The sequence below is a fragment of the Streptomyces sp. P9(2023) genome, from assembly GCF_032436795.1.
Lineage (GTDB): Bacteria > Actinomycetota > Actinomycetes > Streptomycetales > Streptomycetaceae > Streptomyces.
Genome location: NZ_JAUPWM010000015.1, coordinates 115,745 through 131,624 on the forward strand (window position 1 = coordinate 115,745; position 15,880 = coordinate 131,624).

A 15,880-nucleotide genomic window follows, 5' to 3' on the forward strand; every position below is an offset into this window, starting at 1 on the left:
TTGGGAACCTAGGAGTACGGAGTTGGTACGGAGTTGACGGTGCAGCAACAACCGATGAAGGGGAAGCGTCGGTCCGAATGTCAGTGGCGTTCGTTACGGTCGACCCCATGTCGATCACCGCACAACTGCTCGCCTCCGTACGGCTTCCGGGCGGGAGCGCACTGGTCAACGGCTTCGCCTTCGAGGCCCGAGGGGAGGGGCCGGGCCGGGCCCTGCTGCCGAACGGGCACGAGCTGGAGGTCTACGACCTGGACGACGTCCTGGCGGGGGAGCGGGCGCCCGTCGCCGTCTTCCCGGTGCCGTGGCCGGGGTGGGACCGGGGGGTGGACTCGGTGAGCCCGGACGCCACGTTCGCGGTCTTCTCCGGACAGCGGGCCGTGCGGGCGGTGGACGCGGGCGGGGCGACGCTGTGGGAGTACCGTCACGGGTGCTGGGGTCCCGAGCTGGACCACCCGCACACCGGGGACGAGCAGCAGGTCTGCCGGGGGCTCGAGCACGGCTCGTCCCGGGTCTCCGACGACGGCCGGCTCGTCTGGGCCCATGTGGTCAACCAGGAAGGGGACGGCGAATGCTGGGTCGTTCTCGACGCGCGGGACGGACGGGAGTTCGCCCGGCTCCCGCTGGAGGACAGCGCGGCGGCCGGCTCGCACCACGTCTCCCACCCCGACGGCGTCCACATGGGGCTCTCCATCGGCATGGGTCAGGACGGCATCCTGCTGTACTGGGGGCGCTGGGACGGCGAGGCGCTGACGAGCTGGGACCTGAACGAGACCGAGGACCGGATCCTGATGGACGTCCACCCGGCGCACGGGGGCTTCCTCACGATGGCGCACTACGGGGACGACCTCCGGCTGCACGCCCTGGACGGCACGGTCCTCGCCGAGCAGGACGAGCTGTCCTGGGACTGGGCCTGCGGATTCGTCGACGCCGACCACGTCATCGTCTCCAGCGGGGTCGAGTACGGAGCGGACGACGAGGACCGGCGGCACTGGCTCCTGGACGCCCGCACCCTGGAGATACGCGGCAGCGTCGGGTACCCCTCGGGCGCGCTCGACAGCATGCCCCGGCCGCTCGGGGACGGCAGCTGGATCACGTACGACGAGGCGGGCGAGACGCTCAGGCGCTGGGGGCTTACGCCCCCGGCTCCAGGAGCGTCTTGAGTTCGGCGAGGCGTTCGCGCCAGAAGTCCTTGTAGGCGGTGACCGCGTCCGCGTCCGGGAGCTTGGTGTGGCCGATGCCGACCCGGGTCTTGGTCTCGCCCGCCGGCGTCAGGTAGACCTCGATCCGGCTCGTGCCGCCGTCCCAGTCCGCCGTCAGGGACTTCCCCGGCCGGTGGGTGCGTACCTCCAGCTCGCCGTCCGGGAGCCAGCGGCGGCGCAGGTCCTCGTCGGCGAAGGCGGCCGTGCAGCGGTCGGCGGGGGCGTTCACCGTCTTGCTCGCGCTCACCTTCCAGCCGCCGTCGGAGGCCTGGCCGACCTGGCGCAGCCCGCGCTCCTGCTCGTAGCCGACGGTGATCGACTGGGCGTGCCAGCCGCTGACCCCGTGCGCGTCGACCAGATGGCGGGCGATCGCGGTGTGGCCCTGGCCGGTGGCGCCCCAGGTGTCCAGCAGCGCGAACCAGGCCGTCCAGCCCTTCCCGGTGGCGGCGGCCAGGGCGTCGTCGGACAATCGTTCGATGATCTTCCTGCCTGCGGGGGTCATACCCCGACGCTAGCCCGCTCCCGAAAAAACTTCCCGCGCTCCGATGAGTTCCGTCGGGGCCCGCCGTCTTAACTCTCGAAAGCGCACGCGAGCCGCACGAGCCGCACGAGACACCTTCAGACACACGAGAGAGCGAACGCCATGACCCAGATGATCTTCGTCAACCTGCCCGTGAAGGACCTGGAGACCACCAAGGCCTTCTGGAGCAAGCTCGGCTACTCCTTCAACCCGCAGTTCAGCGACGACACGGCCGCCTGCATGGTCATCAGCGACACGATCTTCGCGATGCTGCTGACCGAGTCGAAGTTCAAGGAGTTCACCAAGCCGGGCAAGGAGCTCGCCGACGCGACCACCTCGACCGAGGTCCTCCTCACCCTGAGCGCCGAGAGCCGCGAGAAGGTCGACGAGCTCGCGGACGGCGCCCTCGCCGCCGGTGGTACGGCGGCGAAGGAGCCCCTCGACTTCGGCTCGATGTACGGCCGCTCGTTCTCGGACCCCGACGGCCACCACTGGGAGGTCATGTGGATGGACCCGACCGCCGTCGAGGGCTGAGCAAGGCCTGATCAGCGGCCGGTCACACCTTGAGGCCGTCGTACGTCACGCCGGTGAGCTGCTCCGAGGCCACCCAGAGCCGCTCGCCGGCGACGTCGTCCCGCGTCCACCGCGCCCGCCACGAGGAGCCGGGCGCGCCCCGCCACATCAGGAACGACGGACCCGTGAACGAGTCCGGTGCCACGCCCGCCGCCGTCGCCGCGTAGAGCGTCGGCAGCGCCCCGCCCTCGGCCGGCTGGGCGAAGACCCGGTTGCCGAGCTCCATGAACCGTTCGGCGCCCGTGCGGCCCTCCATCCGTACCGCCGCCGTCTGCAGATTGGTCGCCGCGTACCCGGGGTGGGCGGCCGCCGCCACGATCCCCGCGCCCGCCGCCGCGAGCCGGCGCGCCAGCTCGTGGACGAAGAGCAGGTTCGCCGTCTTCGAGCGGCCGTACGCGATCCAACGCCGGTAGTTCCGCTCGCTGTTGAGGTCGCCCATGTCCAGCCGGGACAGCGCGTGCAGGCTGCTGGAGACCGTGACCACCCGGGCCGACGGGGCGTCGAGCAGCCGGGGCAGCAGCAGTCCCGTGAGGGCGAAGTGGCCGAGGTGATTGACGCCGAACTGCGTCTCGAAGCCGTCCGCCGTCCGGCCGTACGGCAGCGCCATCACGCCCGCGTTGTTGACGAGCAGGTCCAGCCGTTCGTACGGCAGTGAGGCCGCGAACTCCCGTACGGAGGACAGGTCGGCCAGGTCGAGCGGCCGGAACTCCACCTCCACGCCAGGCACTTCGCGGCGTACCGCGTCGACGGCCGCCGTGCCCCGGGCCTCGTTGCGGCAGGCGAGCACCACCCGGGCGCCCTTGCGGGCGAGTTCGCGGGCGGTGACCAGGCCGATGCCGCTGTTGGCGCCGGTGACGACGGCCGTACGGCCGCCCTGGTCCGGTATGTGGGCGGTGTTCCAGCCGGACCTGCCGGGCGTGGCCATGCGGACCCCCTCGTTCTTACCCTGGAGTAGGACCGCACAGACTACGTCCGAGCGCCTCAGGCCGAAACGCCTCCGTCGATCACGAGATCGCTTCCGACGACCGAACCGGCGTCCTCCGAGGCGAGGTACAGCACCGCGGCCGCGACCTCGGAGGCCGCCGAGATCCGGCCGAGCGGCGACTCGTCCTTCATCCGTACCGCCCGCTCGGCCTCCGTCTCGCCCGGCCGCAGCGACATCGTGGACTCCGAGGCGCCCGGGCTGACCGCGTTGATCCTGACCCCCTCGGCGACGTGGTCGAGGGCGGCCGCGCGGGTCATCGCGGAGACCGCCGCCTTGGAGACCTGGTAGCCGAAGAGGCCGGGGATGCGGACGTGCGGGCCGAGGTTGGAGGAGATGTTGACGATGGCGCCGCCGCCGTTGGCCCGCATGTGCGCGATCTCCGCCTGGAGGGAGTGGAGGACGCCGGTGACGTTGATGTCGAGCAGCGTCTGCCAGTCCTCCAGAGGGAAGTCGGCGGCGGACGCGCCGCCCCGGAAGACCCCCGCGTTGTTCACGGCGACGTCGAGCCCGCCGAAGGTCTCGACGGTCTCGCGGACCAGGCGTTGGGTGTCCTCGGCGCGGGACACGTCCGCGGTGACGGCGGCCGCGGTGCCGCCGGCGGCCTCGATCAGGGACACCGTCTCGGCGAGCGGGGCCGCGCCGCGGCCGGCGACGACGACCTTCGCGCCCTCGGCGGCGAAGGCGAGCGCCATGGCCCGCCCGAGGCCGGTGCCGGCGCCGGTGACGAGGACGCGCTTGTCGGTGAAGCGTGCGGGCATGACGATGCCAACTCCCTAGGTTTCTTGACCGTACGTTCCAATATGAAGGCCGGGGAAAGGGGCGCCGTGCGGCGCCCCTTCCTCGTTGAGCTTCGATCTCTCAGTCCAGCAGGGCCAGTGCCTGTTCCGCCGCGTCGCGCACCCGGGCCGGGTCGCTCGACGCCTTGCCGACCACCCGCAGGCCCTGGGTCAGGACGAGGAGCATCCGGGCCAGCGCCTGCGGGTCGCGGTCGGCCGGCAGTTCACCCTGGGCGCGGGCGCGGACCAGGGAGGAGTGGAGCAGGGTCTCGACGTGCTCCCAGCTCAGCTCCACCCGGCGCGCCACCGGCCCGTCGTGCGGCGCCAGCTCGGCCGCCGAGTTGGTGACGAAACACCCGTTCAGGCGTGTCGCTTCGGCCCCCGCCTCCGCGGCGAAGCGCCTGATCAGGGCCCGCACGGGCGGGAGTGCGGGACCCGGCGTGGACAGCTCTTCGAGCATCGCCGGGTCACGTGTCCGGAGGTAGCGGTCCAGCGCCTTCATGTACAGCTCGTGCTTGTTGCCGAAGGTCGCGTAGATGCTGGCGCGGCCGATCCCGAGGTGTTCGACGAGATCCGCCATCGTCGTCGCCTCGTAGCCGCGCGCCCAGAACAGATCGAGGGCTGCCTGGAGCGCGGCGTCGGGATCGAATTCCTTGGTCCTGACCACGGGTCGACTCTAGGGCTATCTGGAACGATCGGTCAAGAAGGAATGATCAAGCGCTTGCCGCGGCCTGCAAAGGGGTGCCTGCCACCGTTCGGACCTGGAAGACCGCCACCGACACGCTCTCGTCGTCCAGGCACCGCCCCGTCTCCAGGTCGAAGCGCTGCTTGAGCAGCGGCGAGGCCACGAACGTCCGCCCGCCCGCAGAGCCGAGCAGCCCCCGGGACAGCACCTGCGCCCCGGTGAACGGGTCGCGGTTCTCGATCGCGTACGCCCGCCCCGCCCGGTCCAGGAAGAGCGCCGCCTGCCGCCCGTCGGGGAGCAGCGCGGCCACGCCCCGGCCGGGAGTCAGCCGGGAGGCATCGCAGACCGGCGTCCAGGTGTCGGTCTCGGCGTCGTGGGAGAGTTCGAGGAGCATCGGGTATCAGACCCCTTCCAGTGTTCCGGCGCGCATCGTGCCGATGGTGAGGACCGTCAGGTCCGGCTTGATCTGGTCCCGCTCCGGTACGAACCGCACGGTCGGGTCCGGCGCCTCCGGTGCGTTCACGAACGAAACGAAACGGCGCAGCCGGTCCGGGTCGTCCAGGGTCGCCGCCCACTCGTCCCGGTAGTCCGCGACATGGGCCGTCATCAACGCCTCCAGCTCGTCGCAGAGCCCCAGCGAGTCGTGCACGACCACGTCCCGCAGATGGTCGAGCCCGCCCTCCAGGCGCTCCAGCCACACCGAGGTGCGCTCCAGACGGTCGGCGGTACGGATGTAGAACATCAGGAACCGGTCGATCAGCCGCACCAGTTCGGCGTCCGACAGGTCCTGGGCCAGCAGGTCCGCGTGGCGCGGGGTCGCGCCGCCGTTGCCGCCCACGTACAGGTTCCAGCCGTTGGCCGTCGCGATGACGCCGAAGTCCTTCGACTGCGCCTCCGCGCACTCCCGCGCGCAGCCGGAGACCGCCGACTTGAGCTTGTGCGGCGAGCGCAGGCCCCGGTAGCGCAGCTCCAGCTGGATCGCCATCTTCACCGAGTCCTGCACGCCGTAGCGGCACCAGGTCTGCCCCACGCAGGACTTCACCGTCCGCAGCGACTTGCCGTACGCGTGCCCCGACTCGAAGCCCGCGTCCACCAGTCGGGTCCAGATCGCCGGCAGCTGCTCGACGCGGGCGCCGAACATGTCGATCCGCTGACCGCCCGTGATCTTGGTGTACAGGCCGAAGTCGCGGGCCACCTCGCCGATCACGATCAGCTTCTCCGGGGTGATCTCGCCGCCCGGTATGCGGGGCACGACCGAGTACGAGCCGTTGCGCTGGAGGTTGGCGAGGAAGTGGTCGTTGGTGTCCTGGAGGGAGGCCTGCTCGCCGTCCAGGATGTAGCCCTGGTTCAGGCTGGCCAGGATCGAACCGACCGTCGGCTTGCAGACCTCGCAGCCCTCGCCGCCGCGCGCCTCCGGGCGGCCGTGCGAGTCGAGCAGCCCGGCGAAGGACGTGATCCGCAGCGAACGGGTGATCTCGTACAGCTCACTGCGGGTGTACGAGAAGCAGCCGCACAGCCCCTTGTCCGCCGGTTCCGGCAGCAGCTGGCCGATCAGCTTGACGCAACTGCCGCAGCCCGTCCCCGCCTTGGTGCACTTCTTCACCTCCGGCAGCGTCGCGCACTGGGTGATCGCGTGCTTGGTGACGTTGTGGCAGGAGCAGATGACGGCGTCGTCCGGCAGCGCGGACGGGCCGAGCGCGACCGGCGCGCCCGCGCCGGCCGGGAGGACCAGCTGGTCGGGGGAGACGGGCGGTACGGAGCCGGTGAGCGGCCGCAGCATGCCGTACGACTCGGCGTCGCCGACCAGGACACCGCCGAGGAGCACGCCGTCGGCGTCGACCACCAGCTTCCGGTAGACGCCCGAGCGGGAGTCGGAGTAGACGACGTCGAGGCAGCCGTCGGCCGCGCCGTGCGCGTCGCCGAACGAGGCCACGTCCACGCCGAGCAGCTTCAGCTTGGTCGACATGTCGGCACCGGTGAACGTCCGGTCCTCCTCGTCGGAAGCGATCGTCGCCGCCGCCGTCAGGGCCATCTCGTAGCCGGGCGCCACCAGGCCGTACACCCGGCCGTCGGCCGCGAGCGCGCACTCGCCGATCGCGAACACGGCCGGGTCGGACGTCCGGCACCGCTCGTCCACCGCGATGCCGCCGCGCTCGCCGACCGTCAGGCCGCAGTCGCGCGCCAGCTGGTCCCGAGGCCGTACGCCCGCCGAGAACACCACCATGTCCGTGGCCAGTTCGGAGCCGTCCGACAGCTTCATCCCGGTGACCGAACCGTCCTCGGTCACGACCTCCTGCGTACCGGTGCCGGTGTGGACGGTCAGCCCCATCCGCTCGATCGTGCGCAGCAGCGCCGCGCCACCGCCCTCGTCCACCTGCACCGGCATCAGCCGGGGCGCGAACTCCACGACGTGCGTGTCCAGTCCGAGCCCCTTGAGCGCGCCGGCCGCCTCCAGGCCGAGCAGCCCGCCGCCGACGACCGCGCCGGTCGTCGCCGTCTTGGCGTACTCCTCGATCGCCAGCAGGTCCTCGATCGTCCGGTACACGAAACAGCCGCGGGCGTCCTTGCCGGGGACGGGCGGCACGAACGGGTACGAGCCGGTGGCCAGGACGAGCGTGTCGTACGGGAAGACCTGCCCGGAGCGGGCGGTGACCGTACGGCCCTCGCGGTCGACGGACTCGGCCGGGTCGCCGACGTACAGCTCGATGCCGTGCTTCGCCATGAAGCCGTCCTCGACCATGGACAGGTCGTCGGGGGTGCGGCCGCTGAAGTACGAGGTCAACTGGACGCGGTCGTAGGCGGGACGTGGCTCCTCGCAGAGCACGACGACCCGCGCGCGCTCGGTGACGCCCCGGTCCGCGAGCGCCTCCAGGAACCGCTGGCCGACCATGCCGTGGCCGACCAGGACGAGGGTGGGCCGGGAGGGGGTGTGCGTGGTCGACATGTCAGGAGCCTCCGTCATGGGTGAGCAGGTGAAGCAGCGGGGCGTCGTCGGGCAGGGCTTCGTCGCCCTCCCACGCCCGGGCGAGCGTGCCGACGGCGGCGAGATCGCCGAGCAGCACGCCGCCGACGAGCCGGTCGCCTCGGACGACGACCTTCCGGTACGCCCGCCGGGTGGCGTCGGTCAGCTGGACGACGTCGTCCCCGGGGAGCGGCGTGGCGTCGCCGAACGCGGCGAGATCGAGCGCGACGGGCCCGCTGAGCGTGAGCCGGGTGAGGGCGCGGGTGCCGGTGTAGGTGGGGCGGGGGGCTTCGGGCTCCGCAGTCGTGGGCACGGAGGTGCGGGGGGCGGACGGGCCCGCAGGGGGGCCCGCCGTCGTGGGCACCGAGGCGCAAGGGGCGGACGCGCCCGCAAGGGCGCCGTCCGTTGTGCCCACCCGTTCCGCCCCAGCGGAACGAATGCCCACAACGGGGGGCGCGGTGGCCTCTGCGAGCAGCAGGTCCGCCAGCGCGTCCGCCTGCTCCAGGGCCGGGCCCGCCAGGCCGTACACGCGACCCGCGTGCTCCGCGCAGTCGCCGATCGCGTGGATGTACGGGTCGGAGGTCCGCAGCTCGTCGTCGACGACGATGCCCGTACGGACCTCCAGGCCGGCGTCCCGGGCGAGGCCGACCCGCGGCCTGACCCCGCACGCGAGGACCACGACCTGCGCGTCGAGCACGAAGCCGTCGGCCAGCTCGACGGCCGTCACCGCGCCGTCGGTCTGGCGCAGGCCGCTGACCCGGCACTCGGTGTGCACCTCGACGCCGAGGGACTCCACGTGCTCGCGGAGCAACGCGGACGACTGGGCGTCGAGTTGGCGTTCCATCAGGCGCTCGCCCTGCTGCGTCAGCACCACCTCCGCGCCGAGCGCGGCCAGCGCGCGGGCCGCGGAGACGCCGAGCAGGCCGCCGCCGATCACGACGGCGCGCACGCCCGGGCGTACGGCTGCCCGCAGTTCCAGGCAGTCGTCGAGCGTACGGAACGGGTGGACGCCGACGGGCAGTCGCGTGCCGCGGAGGCCGCGCAGGGGTGGGAGTACCGGGTTCGAGCCGGTCGCCAGGACCAGGCGGTCGTAGCCGACGGCGGTCCCGTCCTCGCACTCCACGACCCGGGCGGCCCGGTCGATCCGCACCGCCCGCACCCCGCGCCGTACCGGCTCCTGGGGTGCGGGCAGCGCGATCACCTCGGGCTCGTACCGCCCGGCGAGGACGTCCGCGAGCAGCACCCTGTTGTACGGGGCGTGCGGCTCCTCGCCGAGGAGGGTGACGGGCAGGCGCTGGGCGAGCCGGACGCCCGCCGTTCCGCCGCCGACCACCACGATCCGTGTACTCATACGTCGAAGCGTGCGTGGCGGGTGTTACCCGGCGGCATCCCGACTGTTTCCCGCACGGAACGCTGATCTCCGCGTCGGGGGGATCGCGGTGTGAGGCGCGGGGGCGAGGTCTCCGTCAGCTGTCCGGACGTGCGTCCGGTGTGTTCGCCGCCGGGCCCGGGGGCGTTTCGGGGCCCGCGTGCAGGATCTCGCGGGCCTGCTCCGCCGCGCGGGCGATGCTCTCGGAGACGAAGTCCATGTAGCGGGCGATGCCTTCGAGGCGGATGGCGGCCGGGGTGTCGGGGACGAGGACGCCGACGCCCTGCCGGGCGGTCTCGGCGAGCTGGGCACTGGCGCGGGCGCTCGCGACGGTCGACTGGTACCAGAGCTCGTTGTCGACGACGTAGCGCTCGCGGCGGCGTTCGTCGCGTTCCCGGCGGACCAGGTCCTGGCTCTCCAGGACCGCGATCGCCTTGGAGACGGACGCCGGGCTGACCTGGAGGCGCTGGACGAGCTCGGACGCGGTGAGGCTGCCCGCGTCGGTGGTGTAGAGGCAGGCCAGGACCCGGGACATCATCCTGGGCAGACCCGACTGCGAGAAGACGGTGGCGAACATGTCCTCGTACTCGCGCACCGCCTCGGCGTCGCGTCCGTATGGCTGCGGGCGCGCCGTCGCCTCCCTCGGTGCGGCCTGACTGCGGCGGTGGGCGCGGCGTTCGGTGGCGCGGTGGGCGGTGTCGGCGCGGTAGGTGGTGGGGCCGCCGTTGCGCATGACCTCGCGGGTGACGGTCGAGGTCGGGCGTTCGAGGCGTCGGGCGATCTCCGCGTAGGCGAGGCCGTCGGCCAGTCCCAGCGCGATCTGCCGGCGTTCCTGCTGGGTGAGCCTGCCTCCCGGCATCGGTGATCTCCTTCGTGGTCCTTGGGGTGTCCAAGCATAGCGTTCACCGTCAGTCCATTGCAATGCGCGGCATCGGTGGTGTTGCGATTACCCGCAAGACCGTTGCAACGATTTCGCTGTACTGACCAGTGTTGATGGGGATTTGGCGCAACAAGACTGTTGTCAGACCTTGGAATGCAACGTAGCTTTTCCAATGTCGGAAACGGCGCACCGCCCGGAGCGCAGGACACGGAACCCGACACGAAACCAAGGAGAGCGCCATGCAGAAGTTCGACACCCCCGCCCAGGTCTCGGCCGTCCTCGACATTCCTGCCGGACGCATCCAGTTCATCGCCGCCGACCGGGCCGACACCACGGTCGAGGTCCGCCCCGCCGACGCCTCCAAGAGCCGCGACGTGAAGGCGGCGGAGCGGGTCGAGGTCGGCTACGCCGACGGTGTCCTGCGGGTCGAGGTCCCGGAGCCGACGAACCGGATCCTCGGCAACAACTCCGGATCGGTCGAGGTGACCATCCAGCTGCCGGCCGGCTCTCGCGTCGAGGCGAAGGCGGCCAGCGCCGAACTCCGGGGCGTGGGACGGCTCGGCGACGTCGCCTTCGAGGGCCAGCTGGCCACGGTCAAGCTCGACGAGGCCGCGAGCGCCCGCCTCACCCTCGCCTCCGGCGACATCACGGTCGGCCGCCTGGGCGGCCCCGCGGAGATCAGCACCCAGAAGGGCGACATCCAGATCACCGAGGCCCTGCACGGCGCGGTCACGCTCCGCACCGAGCACGGCCAGATCTCGGTCGGCGCCGCCCGCGGCGTCTCCGCCGCCCTGGACGCCGGCACCGAGTACGGCCGGATCCACAACACGCTCCAGAACTCCGACGGCGCCGCCGCCGGCCTGAACATCAAGGCGACCACCGCCTACGGCAACATCACCGCCCGCAGCCTGTAGGCCCGCAGCCTGTACCGCCCGTACTGCCATCAAAAGAGGAGCACCCTCATGACCGACCTGGCCATCGCGGCGAACGGGCTGCGGAAGTCCTACGGCGAGAAGACCGTCCTGGACGGCATCGACCTGGCCGTCCCGGAAGGAACGGTCTTCGCGCTGCTCGGCCCGAACGGCGCCGGCAAGACCACCGCGGTGAAGATCCTCTCCACCCTCATCTCCGCCGATCCCGCCAGTGGCCAGATCCGCGTCGGCGGTCATGACCTCGGTGCCGATGCGCAGGCGGTGCGGGCCGCGATCGGTGTCACCGGTCAGTTCTCCGCCGTGGACGGGCTGATCACGGGTGAGGAGAACATGCTCCTGATGGCGGATCTGCACCACCTGTCCAAGCGGGAGGGGAGGCGGGTCGCCGCCGAACTCCTTGAGCGATTCGACCTGGTCGAGGCCGCGAAGAAGCCCGCGTCGACCTACTCCGGCGGTATGAAGCGCCGCCTCGACATCGCGATGACCCTGGTCGGGAACCCGCGGATCATCTTCCTCGACGAGCCGACCACCGGCCTCGACCCGCGCTCGCGGCACAACATGTGGCGGATCATCCGCGAGCTGGTCGCCGACGGCGTGACCGTCTTCCTCACCACCCAGTACCTGGAGGAGGCCGATGAACTCGCCGACCGGATCGCGGTGCTGAACGACGGCAAGATCGCCGCCGAGGGCACCGCCGACGAGCTGAAGCGGATGGTCCCCGGCGGGCACGTCCGGCTCCGGTTCGCGGATCCGGCGGCGTACCGCTCGGCCGCCTCCGCCGTGCGCGAGGCGACCCGCGACGACGAGGCGCTCGCGCTGCAGATCGCCAGTGACGGCAGTCAGCGCGAACTGCGCGCCGTACTCGACCTGTTGGACTCGGCCGGCATCGAGGCCGACGAACTGACCGTGCACACCCCCGACCTCGACGACGTGTTCTTCGCCCTGACCGGCGGCTCCGTGCCGAGCCAGCCCAACCAGCCCAAGGAGGCCGTCAGATGAGCTCCCTCTCCCTCGCCCTGCGCGACTCGTCCACGATGCTGCGCCGCAACCTCCTGCACGCCCGGCGCTACCCGTCGATGACGCTGAACCTGCTGCTCACGCCGATCATGCTGCTCCTGCTGTTCGTCTACCTCTTCGGCGGCACGATGAGCGCGGGCATCGGAGGCGGTGGCGTCGCCGACCGCTCCGCGTACATCGCCTACCTCGTGCCTGGCCTGCTGCTGATGACCATCGGCAGCACCACGATCGGCACCGCCGTCTCCGTCTCCACCGACATGTCCGAGGGCATCATCGCCCGCTTCCGCACGATGGCGATCCACCGCGGTTCGGTGCTCATCGGACACGTCATCGGCAGCGTGCTCCAGTCGATCATCAGCGTGGTGCTCGTCGGTGCCGTCGGTGTGGCCATCGGCTTCCGCTCCACCGACGCCACGGCCCTGGAGTGGATCGCGGCCTTCGGACTGCTCGCGCTGTTCGCCCTGGCGCTCACCTGGATCGCCGTCGGCATGGGCCTCATCAGCCCGAACGCCGAGGCCGCCAGCAACAACGCGATGCCCCTGATCTTCCTGCCGCTCATCTCCAGCGCCTTCGTCCCTGTCGACGCGATGCCGGGCTGGTTCCAGCCGATCGCCGGGTACCAGCCCTTCACGCCGGCCATCGAGACCCTGCGCGGGCTGCTGCTCGGCACCGAGATCGGGCACAACGGGTGGCTGGCCGTGGGCTGGTGCGTGGGGCTCGCGGTGCTCGGTTACTTCTGGGCGACCTCGAAGTTCGACGACGACCCGAGGTGACCCGCGCGGCCCTTCCGCTTAACCGGTGGTGAGTGCGGGCTCAAGGGGGCCTTAAGGATGGTGGGGGTACGGCTGAGCTGGGGTTCTCCGGTCACGGAGGACCCTAGTGTCGTTTTCCGTGACGACCGAGGTTCAGGAATCCAGCCATCAGGCTCGGCGGGCGGTGCGGGAGCGAGAGCGGGCGCAGCCCGCTGGTGGGCACAACCCTCGCGTGCACCCCGACCTCTTGCGGCGCTCCATCCTCGGCGGAGCCGGGAGCGTCGCCCTGCTCTGGGGGGTGCAGGTTCGGCCCTCCGCTCGGCTCGATGCCTTCTTCGCTGCCGGCGCCCATCTCAGTGGGCTGCTCGCCGGGTACGGGGTGCTCGTCATGCTGGTGCTGATGGCCCGCGTGCCCGCCGTCGAGCACGGGGTCGGGGCCGATCGGCTCGCGCGGTGGCACGCGCTCGGCGGGCGGTACGTCCTCGGGCTCGTCGGGGCGCACGCGGTCCTCGCGCTCTGCGGGTACGCCGTGCACACCCGTACCGACCTGGTCACCGCCGCCGGTGGCCTGCTCTCCTACCCCGCGCTCGCCGCCGCCACCGCCGGGACCGCGCTCCTCGTCGCCGTCGGGGTGACCTCCGCCCGGGCCGCCCGGCGGCGGCTGCGGCACGAGACCTGGCGGGCGGTCCATCTGCTCAGCCACCTCGCCGCCGCCCTCGGGTTCGTGCACCAGCTCGCCGGGCCCGACCTCACCGGGAGCGTGCTCGCGCTCTGGGCCTGGTCGATGGCGCACGCGACCGTCGCCGTCCTCCTCGTCTGGTACCGGATCGTCGTCCCCGTCCGGTCGGCCCTCCGCCACACCCTCCGAGTCGCCGAAATACGCGACGAGGGGCCCGGCGTCGTCTCCGTGATCGTCAAGGGAAGCGGGCTCGATGTGCTGTGTGCCGAACCCGGGCAGTTCTTCCGGTGGCGGTTCCTCTCCCGGCGGCTCTGGCGCACCGCGCTGCCGTTCTCGCTCTCCGCGCCCGTCCGCGACGACACCCTGCGCATCACCGTCAAGGCCCTCGGCGACCACACCCGCCGGATCCGGCGGCTCCGCCCCGGCACGCGCGTCCTCGCCACCGGCCCGTTCGGCGCGCTCACCGCCCACCGCCGCACCCGCCGCAAGGTCCTGCTGCTCGCGGGAGGCGTGGGCATCACCCCGCTGCGGGCGCTCTTCGAGACGCTGCCCGGCGGGCCCGGCGACGTGACGCTGCTCTATCGGGCCTCCGATGCCGACGGGCTTGTTCTGCGGGCCGAACTGGAGCGGATCGCCTACGTGCGGCGGGCCGCGCTCCACTACCTCCTCGGCCCGTCCGACGCCTCCTTCGACCCCCTCGCCCCGCAGGCCCTGCGCCATCTGGTCCCCGACCTCGCCGCCCACGACGTCTACCTCTGCGGGCCGCCCGCCATGGCCCGCGCCGCCACCGCCTCGCTCGTCCGGGCCGGGGTGCCGGCCCGTCGCATCCACACCGAGGACTTCGGAAATGAGTAAGCGAAAGTGAGTAAGCGAAAGTGAGTAAGCGGAGATGAGTAGGCACCGCGCCCGCCGCATCACCCCCGTCGACCGCGCCCGCAGACAGCTCGCCGTCGGGCTGCTCGGCGTCGGCGCTCTCGCCGCGACCTTCCTCACCGTCGCCGTCGACCCGGCCGCGCCGCCCGCGCCCGACCGGGCGCCGGTCGGCACAACCTCTGACGTAGCTCAAGACTCCCGAGATTGATGGACGGCACACCCATCTCCTCCCTAGGCTCGCGGCATGCCGCCTGACATATCCCTGACCACTCTGGTCCTGCTCTGCGCCGCCGCTCTCGTGGCGGGCTGGATCGACGCCGTGGTCGGTGGAGGAGGGCTGCTTCTGCTGCCCGCGCTGCTGCTCGGGCTCCCGCAGGTCCCGGCCGCGCAGATCCTCGGCACCAACAAGGCCGTCGCGATCGTCGGCACGTCCGGCGCCGCCGTCACGTACGTACGCAAGGCGCCCGTGCAGGTGAAGACGGCGGTACGGATCGGGCTGGCGGCCCTCGCCGGATCCATGGGCGGCGCGTTCTTCGCCGCCGGGATCAGCAGCGAGCTGCTCCGCCCGGTGATCATGGTGGTGCTGCTGGGCGTCGCCGCGTTCGTCATGCTGCGGCCGTCGTTCGGGACCCAGGGGGAGGGGACGAAGGCGCCCGTCGGGCGGGCCCGGATCGTCACCGCGATCGTGCTCGTCGGCGGCGGGATCGGCTTCTACGACGGCCTGTTCGGGCCCGGGACCGGTACCTTCCTGGTCCTCGCGCTCACCGCCGTACTCCATCTGGACCTGGTGACCGCCTCCGCCACCGCCAAGATCGTCAACGTCTGCACCAACGCGGGCGCGCTCGCGATGTTCGCCTATCAGGGCAGCGTGCTGTGGCAGCTGGCGGCGGTCATGGCGGTCTTCAACCTGGCCGGCGCGATGGTCGGGGCGCGGATGGCGCTCAGCAAGGGCGCCGAGTTCGTCCGTGGCGTACTGCTCTTCGTCGTCTTCTCGCTGGTCGCGAAGCTGGCCTTCGACCAGTGGGCGTGACGGTGTTCAGCGCACCCCGATGAGGTGTCCGAACGCGACCACGTTCCCCTGGTAGCCGGACTTCTTCGAGAAGCCCCCGCCGCAGGTGATGACCCGGATCTCGGCCCGGCCGTCCGTCTCCCCGTAGACCTTCTCGTCGGGGAAGGCCTTGTTCTCGTACACCTCGACCGCGTCGATCGTGAAGACGGCGGTCCGGCCGTCCTGCCGGTCCACCTCGATCCGGTTGCCCTTCTTGAGCGCGCCGAGCGCGTAGAAGACGGCCGGACCCCGTGCGTTGTCGACATGGCCGGCGACGATCGCGGTGCCCTCCGCGCCGGGCGGGGTGCCGTCCGCGTACCAGCCGGCCAGGTTGGGGTCGTCCGCGGGCGGTACGTCGAGGGTGCCGTCCGCGCCGAGGCCGAGCCCCGTCATGGGCGTGTCGACGTCGACCTCGGGGATGCGGAGCCGGACGGGCGCGGACGCCGGCAGCGGGTCGGCGGCGGCGGTCGTGTGCTCGTTCGGGCCCGCCGCGAACGCCTGGGCCGCGGTCGGGACCGGCGGGGTGACCTGCTCCGAGCCGTTCTGGACGAGCCAGATCCCGACGCACGCGGCGACGGCTATGCCCCACCCCTTGCGACTGCTGCTCACGGTGCGTTCCTCCGGGGGTGA

The 15,880-nt window shown here is 71.8% G+C and carries 17 protein-coding genes; 8 read left to right on the forward strand and 9 right to left on the reverse strand.

Features of this window, described 5'->3' with window-relative positions; translation table 11 throughout:
- The first annotated feature begins 107 nt into the window (after nucleotides 1-107).
- A complete protein-coding gene (locus tag Q5762_RS20815; RefSeq protein ID WP_315893684.1) occupies nucleotides 108-1,160 on the forward strand; it encodes a hypothetical protein in 1,053 nt (350 codons plus the stop codon).
- Here the strand turns inward: Q5762_RS20815 and Q5762_RS20820 are convergent.
- Nucleotides 1,132-1,701: a hypothetical protein gene (locus Q5762_RS20820; RefSeq protein ID WP_315893685.1), complete on the reverse strand. Its 570-nt coding sequence runs from the start codon at nucleotides 1,699-1,701 to the stop codon at nucleotides 1,132-1,134. The genes Q5762_RS20815 and Q5762_RS20820 overlap by 29 nt on opposite strands.
- Before the next feature lie 141 nt (nucleotides 1,702-1,842).
- Between Q5762_RS20820 and Q5762_RS20825 the strand changes: the two genes are divergently transcribed.
- Nucleotides 1,843-2,253 carry a VOC family protein gene (locus tag Q5762_RS20825; protein WP_315893686.1) on the forward strand — a complete coding sequence of 137 codons (411 nt, stop codon included), beginning with the start codon at nucleotides 1,843-1,845 and terminating at the stop codon, nucleotides 2,251-2,253.
- Between the two features lie 22 nt (nucleotides 2,254-2,275).
- On the opposite strand, the gene Q5762_RS20830 is transcribed toward Q5762_RS20825, so the two are convergent.
- The 7 genes from Q5762_RS20830 to Q5762_RS40010 all read right to left on the reverse strand — a co-directional run bounded on the left by Q5762_RS20830 (nucleotide 2,276) and on the right by Q5762_RS40010 (nucleotide 9,928).
- The gene (locus tag Q5762_RS20830) at nucleotides 2,276-3,217 is read right to left on the reverse strand and encodes an oxidoreductase (protein ID WP_315893687.1); all 942 of its coding nucleotides are present in this window, start codon (nucleotides 3,215-3,217) and stop codon (nucleotides 2,276-2,278) included.
- Between the two features lie 56 nt (nucleotides 3,218-3,273).
- Nucleotides 3,274-4,035: an SDR family oxidoreductase gene (locus Q5762_RS20835; RefSeq protein WP_315893688.1), complete on the reverse strand. Its 762-nt coding sequence runs from the start codon at nucleotides 4,033-4,035 to the stop codon at nucleotides 3,274-3,276.
- A 100-nt stretch (nucleotides 4,036-4,135) separates the two neighbouring features.
- Complete coding sequence (locus Q5762_RS20840) at nucleotides 4,136-4,720, reverse strand: TetR family transcriptional regulator (protein WP_315893689.1); 585 nt, start codon at nucleotides 4,718-4,720, stop codon at nucleotides 4,136-4,138.
- 46 nt (nucleotides 4,721-4,766) lie between these two features.
- Complete coding sequence (gene nirD, locus Q5762_RS20845; RefSeq protein WP_315893690.1) at nucleotides 4,767-5,132, reverse strand: nitrite reductase small subunit NirD; 366 nt, start codon at nucleotides 5,130-5,132, stop codon at nucleotides 4,767-4,769.
- Between the two features lie 6 nt (nucleotides 5,133-5,138).
- Complete coding sequence (nirB, locus tag Q5762_RS20850) at nucleotides 5,139-7,682, reverse strand: nitrite reductase large subunit NirB (protein ID WP_315893691.1); 2,544 nt, start codon at nucleotides 7,680-7,682, stop codon at nucleotides 5,139-5,141.
- A 1-nt stretch (nucleotide 7,683) separates the two neighbouring features.
- A complete protein-coding gene (locus Q5762_RS20855; RefSeq protein ID WP_315893692.1) occupies nucleotides 7,684-9,051 on the reverse strand; it encodes an FAD-dependent oxidoreductase in 1,368 nt (455 codons plus the stop codon).
- 115 nt (nucleotides 9,052-9,166) lie between these two features.
- Nucleotides 9,167-9,928, reverse strand: a complete 762-nt coding sequence (locus Q5762_RS40010; RefSeq protein ID WP_399495212.1) for a MarR family transcriptional regulator — start codon at nucleotides 9,926-9,928, stop codon at nucleotides 9,167-9,169.
- Nucleotides 9,929-10,188: 260 nt separating this feature from the next.
- Between Q5762_RS40010 and Q5762_RS20870 the strand changes: the two genes are divergently transcribed.
- From Q5762_RS20870 to Q5762_RS20895, 6 genes are all read left to right on the forward strand, one after another.
- A complete protein-coding gene (locus tag Q5762_RS20870) occupies nucleotides 10,189-10,863 on the forward strand; it encodes a DUF4097 family beta strand repeat-containing protein (RefSeq protein WP_315893693.1) in 675 nt (224 codons plus the stop codon).
- A 48-nt stretch (nucleotides 10,864-10,911) separates the two neighbouring features.
- Nucleotides 10,912-11,880: an ATP-binding cassette domain-containing protein gene (locus Q5762_RS20875; RefSeq protein ID WP_315893694.1), complete on the forward strand. Its 969-nt coding sequence runs from the start codon at nucleotides 10,912-10,914 to the stop codon at nucleotides 11,878-11,880.
- Nucleotides 11,877-12,671 carry an ABC transporter permease gene (locus Q5762_RS20880; protein ID WP_315893695.1) on the forward strand — a complete coding sequence of 265 codons (795 nt, stop codon included), beginning with the start codon at nucleotides 11,877-11,879 and terminating at the stop codon, nucleotides 12,669-12,671. Before Q5762_RS20875 ends, Q5762_RS20880 begins: the two co-directional genes overlap by 4 nt.
- Nucleotides 12,672-12,882: 211 nt before the next feature.
- Nucleotides 12,883-14,184, forward strand: coding sequence for a ferric reductase-like transmembrane domain-containing protein (locus Q5762_RS20885; protein ID WP_315893696.1), 1,302 nt, complete (start codon nucleotides 12,883-12,885; stop codon nucleotides 14,182-14,184).
- A gap of 34 nt (nucleotides 14,185-14,218) precedes the next feature.
- On the forward strand, nucleotides 14,219-14,410 hold the full coding sequence (locus Q5762_RS20890) for a hypothetical protein (RefSeq protein WP_315893697.1): 192 nt from the start codon (nucleotides 14,219-14,221) through the stop codon (nucleotides 14,408-14,410).
- 36 nt (nucleotides 14,411-14,446) lie between these two features.
- Complete coding sequence (locus Q5762_RS20895) at nucleotides 14,447-15,232, forward strand: TSUP family transporter (RefSeq protein WP_315893698.1); 786 nt, start codon at nucleotides 14,447-14,449, stop codon at nucleotides 15,230-15,232.
- Nucleotides 15,233-15,238: 6 nt separating this feature from the next.
- Here the strand turns inward: Q5762_RS20895 and Q5762_RS20900 are convergent, their stop codons facing one another.
- A complete protein-coding gene (locus Q5762_RS20900) occupies nucleotides 15,239-15,859 on the reverse strand; it encodes a class F sortase (RefSeq protein ID WP_315893699.1) in 621 nt (206 codons plus the stop codon).
- Between the last annotated feature and the right edge of the window lie 21 nt (nucleotides 15,860-15,880).

Bases quoted from the DNA above. Each gene is read 5' to 3' on its own strand.
- Q5762_RS20820 (WP_315893685.1), bottom strand. From the start codon at position 1,701: ATGACCCCCGCAGGCAGGAAGATCATCGAACGATTGTCCGACGACGCC.
- Q5762_RS20875 (WP_315893694.1), top strand. From the start codon at position 10,912: ATGACCGACCTGGCCATCGCGGCGAACGGGCTGCGGAAGTCCTACGGC.
- Q5762_RS20870 (WP_315893693.1), top strand. From the start codon at position 10,189: ATGCAGAAGTTCGACACCCCCGCCCAGGTCTCGGCCGTCCTCGACATT.
- nirD (WP_315893690.1), bottom strand. From the start codon at position 5,132: ATGCTCCTCGAACTCTCCCACGACGCCGAGACCGACACCTGGACGCCG.
- Q5762_RS20825 (WP_315893686.1), top strand. From the start codon at position 1,843: ATGACCCAGATGATCTTCGTCAACCTGCCCGTGAAGGACCTGGAGACC.
- Q5762_RS20835 (WP_315893688.1), bottom strand. From the start codon at position 4,035: ATGCCCGCACGCTTCACCGACAAGCGCGTCCTCGTCACCGGCGCCGGC.
- Q5762_RS20855 (WP_315893692.1), bottom strand. From the start codon at position 9,051: ATGAGTACACGGATCGTGGTGGTCGGCGGCGGAACGGCGGGCGTCCGG.
- Q5762_RS20830 (WP_315893687.1), bottom strand. From the start codon at position 3,217: ATGGCCACGCCCGGCAGGTCCGGCTGGAACACCGCCCACATACCGGAC.
- nirB (WP_315893691.1), bottom strand. From the start codon at position 7,682: ATGTCGACCACGCACACCCCCTCCCGGCCCACCCTCGTCCTGGTCGGC.
- Q5762_RS40010 (WP_399495212.1), bottom strand. From the start codon at position 9,928: ATGCCGGGAGGCAGGCTCACCCAGCAGGAACGCCGGCAGATCGCGCTG.
- Q5762_RS20890 (WP_315893697.1), top strand. From the start codon at position 14,219: ATGAGTAGGCACCGCGCCCGCCGCATCACCCCCGTCGACCGCGCCCGC.
- Q5762_RS20895 (WP_315893698.1), top strand. From the start codon at position 14,447: ATGCCGCCTGACATATCCCTGACCACTCTGGTCCTGCTCTGCGCCGCC.
- Q5762_RS20880 (WP_315893695.1), top strand. From the start codon at position 11,877: ATGAGCTCCCTCTCCCTCGCCCTGCGCGACTCGTCCACGATGCTGCGC.
- Q5762_RS20815 (WP_315893684.1), top strand. From the start codon at position 108: ATGTCGATCACCGCACAACTGCTCGCCTCCGTACGGCTTCCGGGCGGG.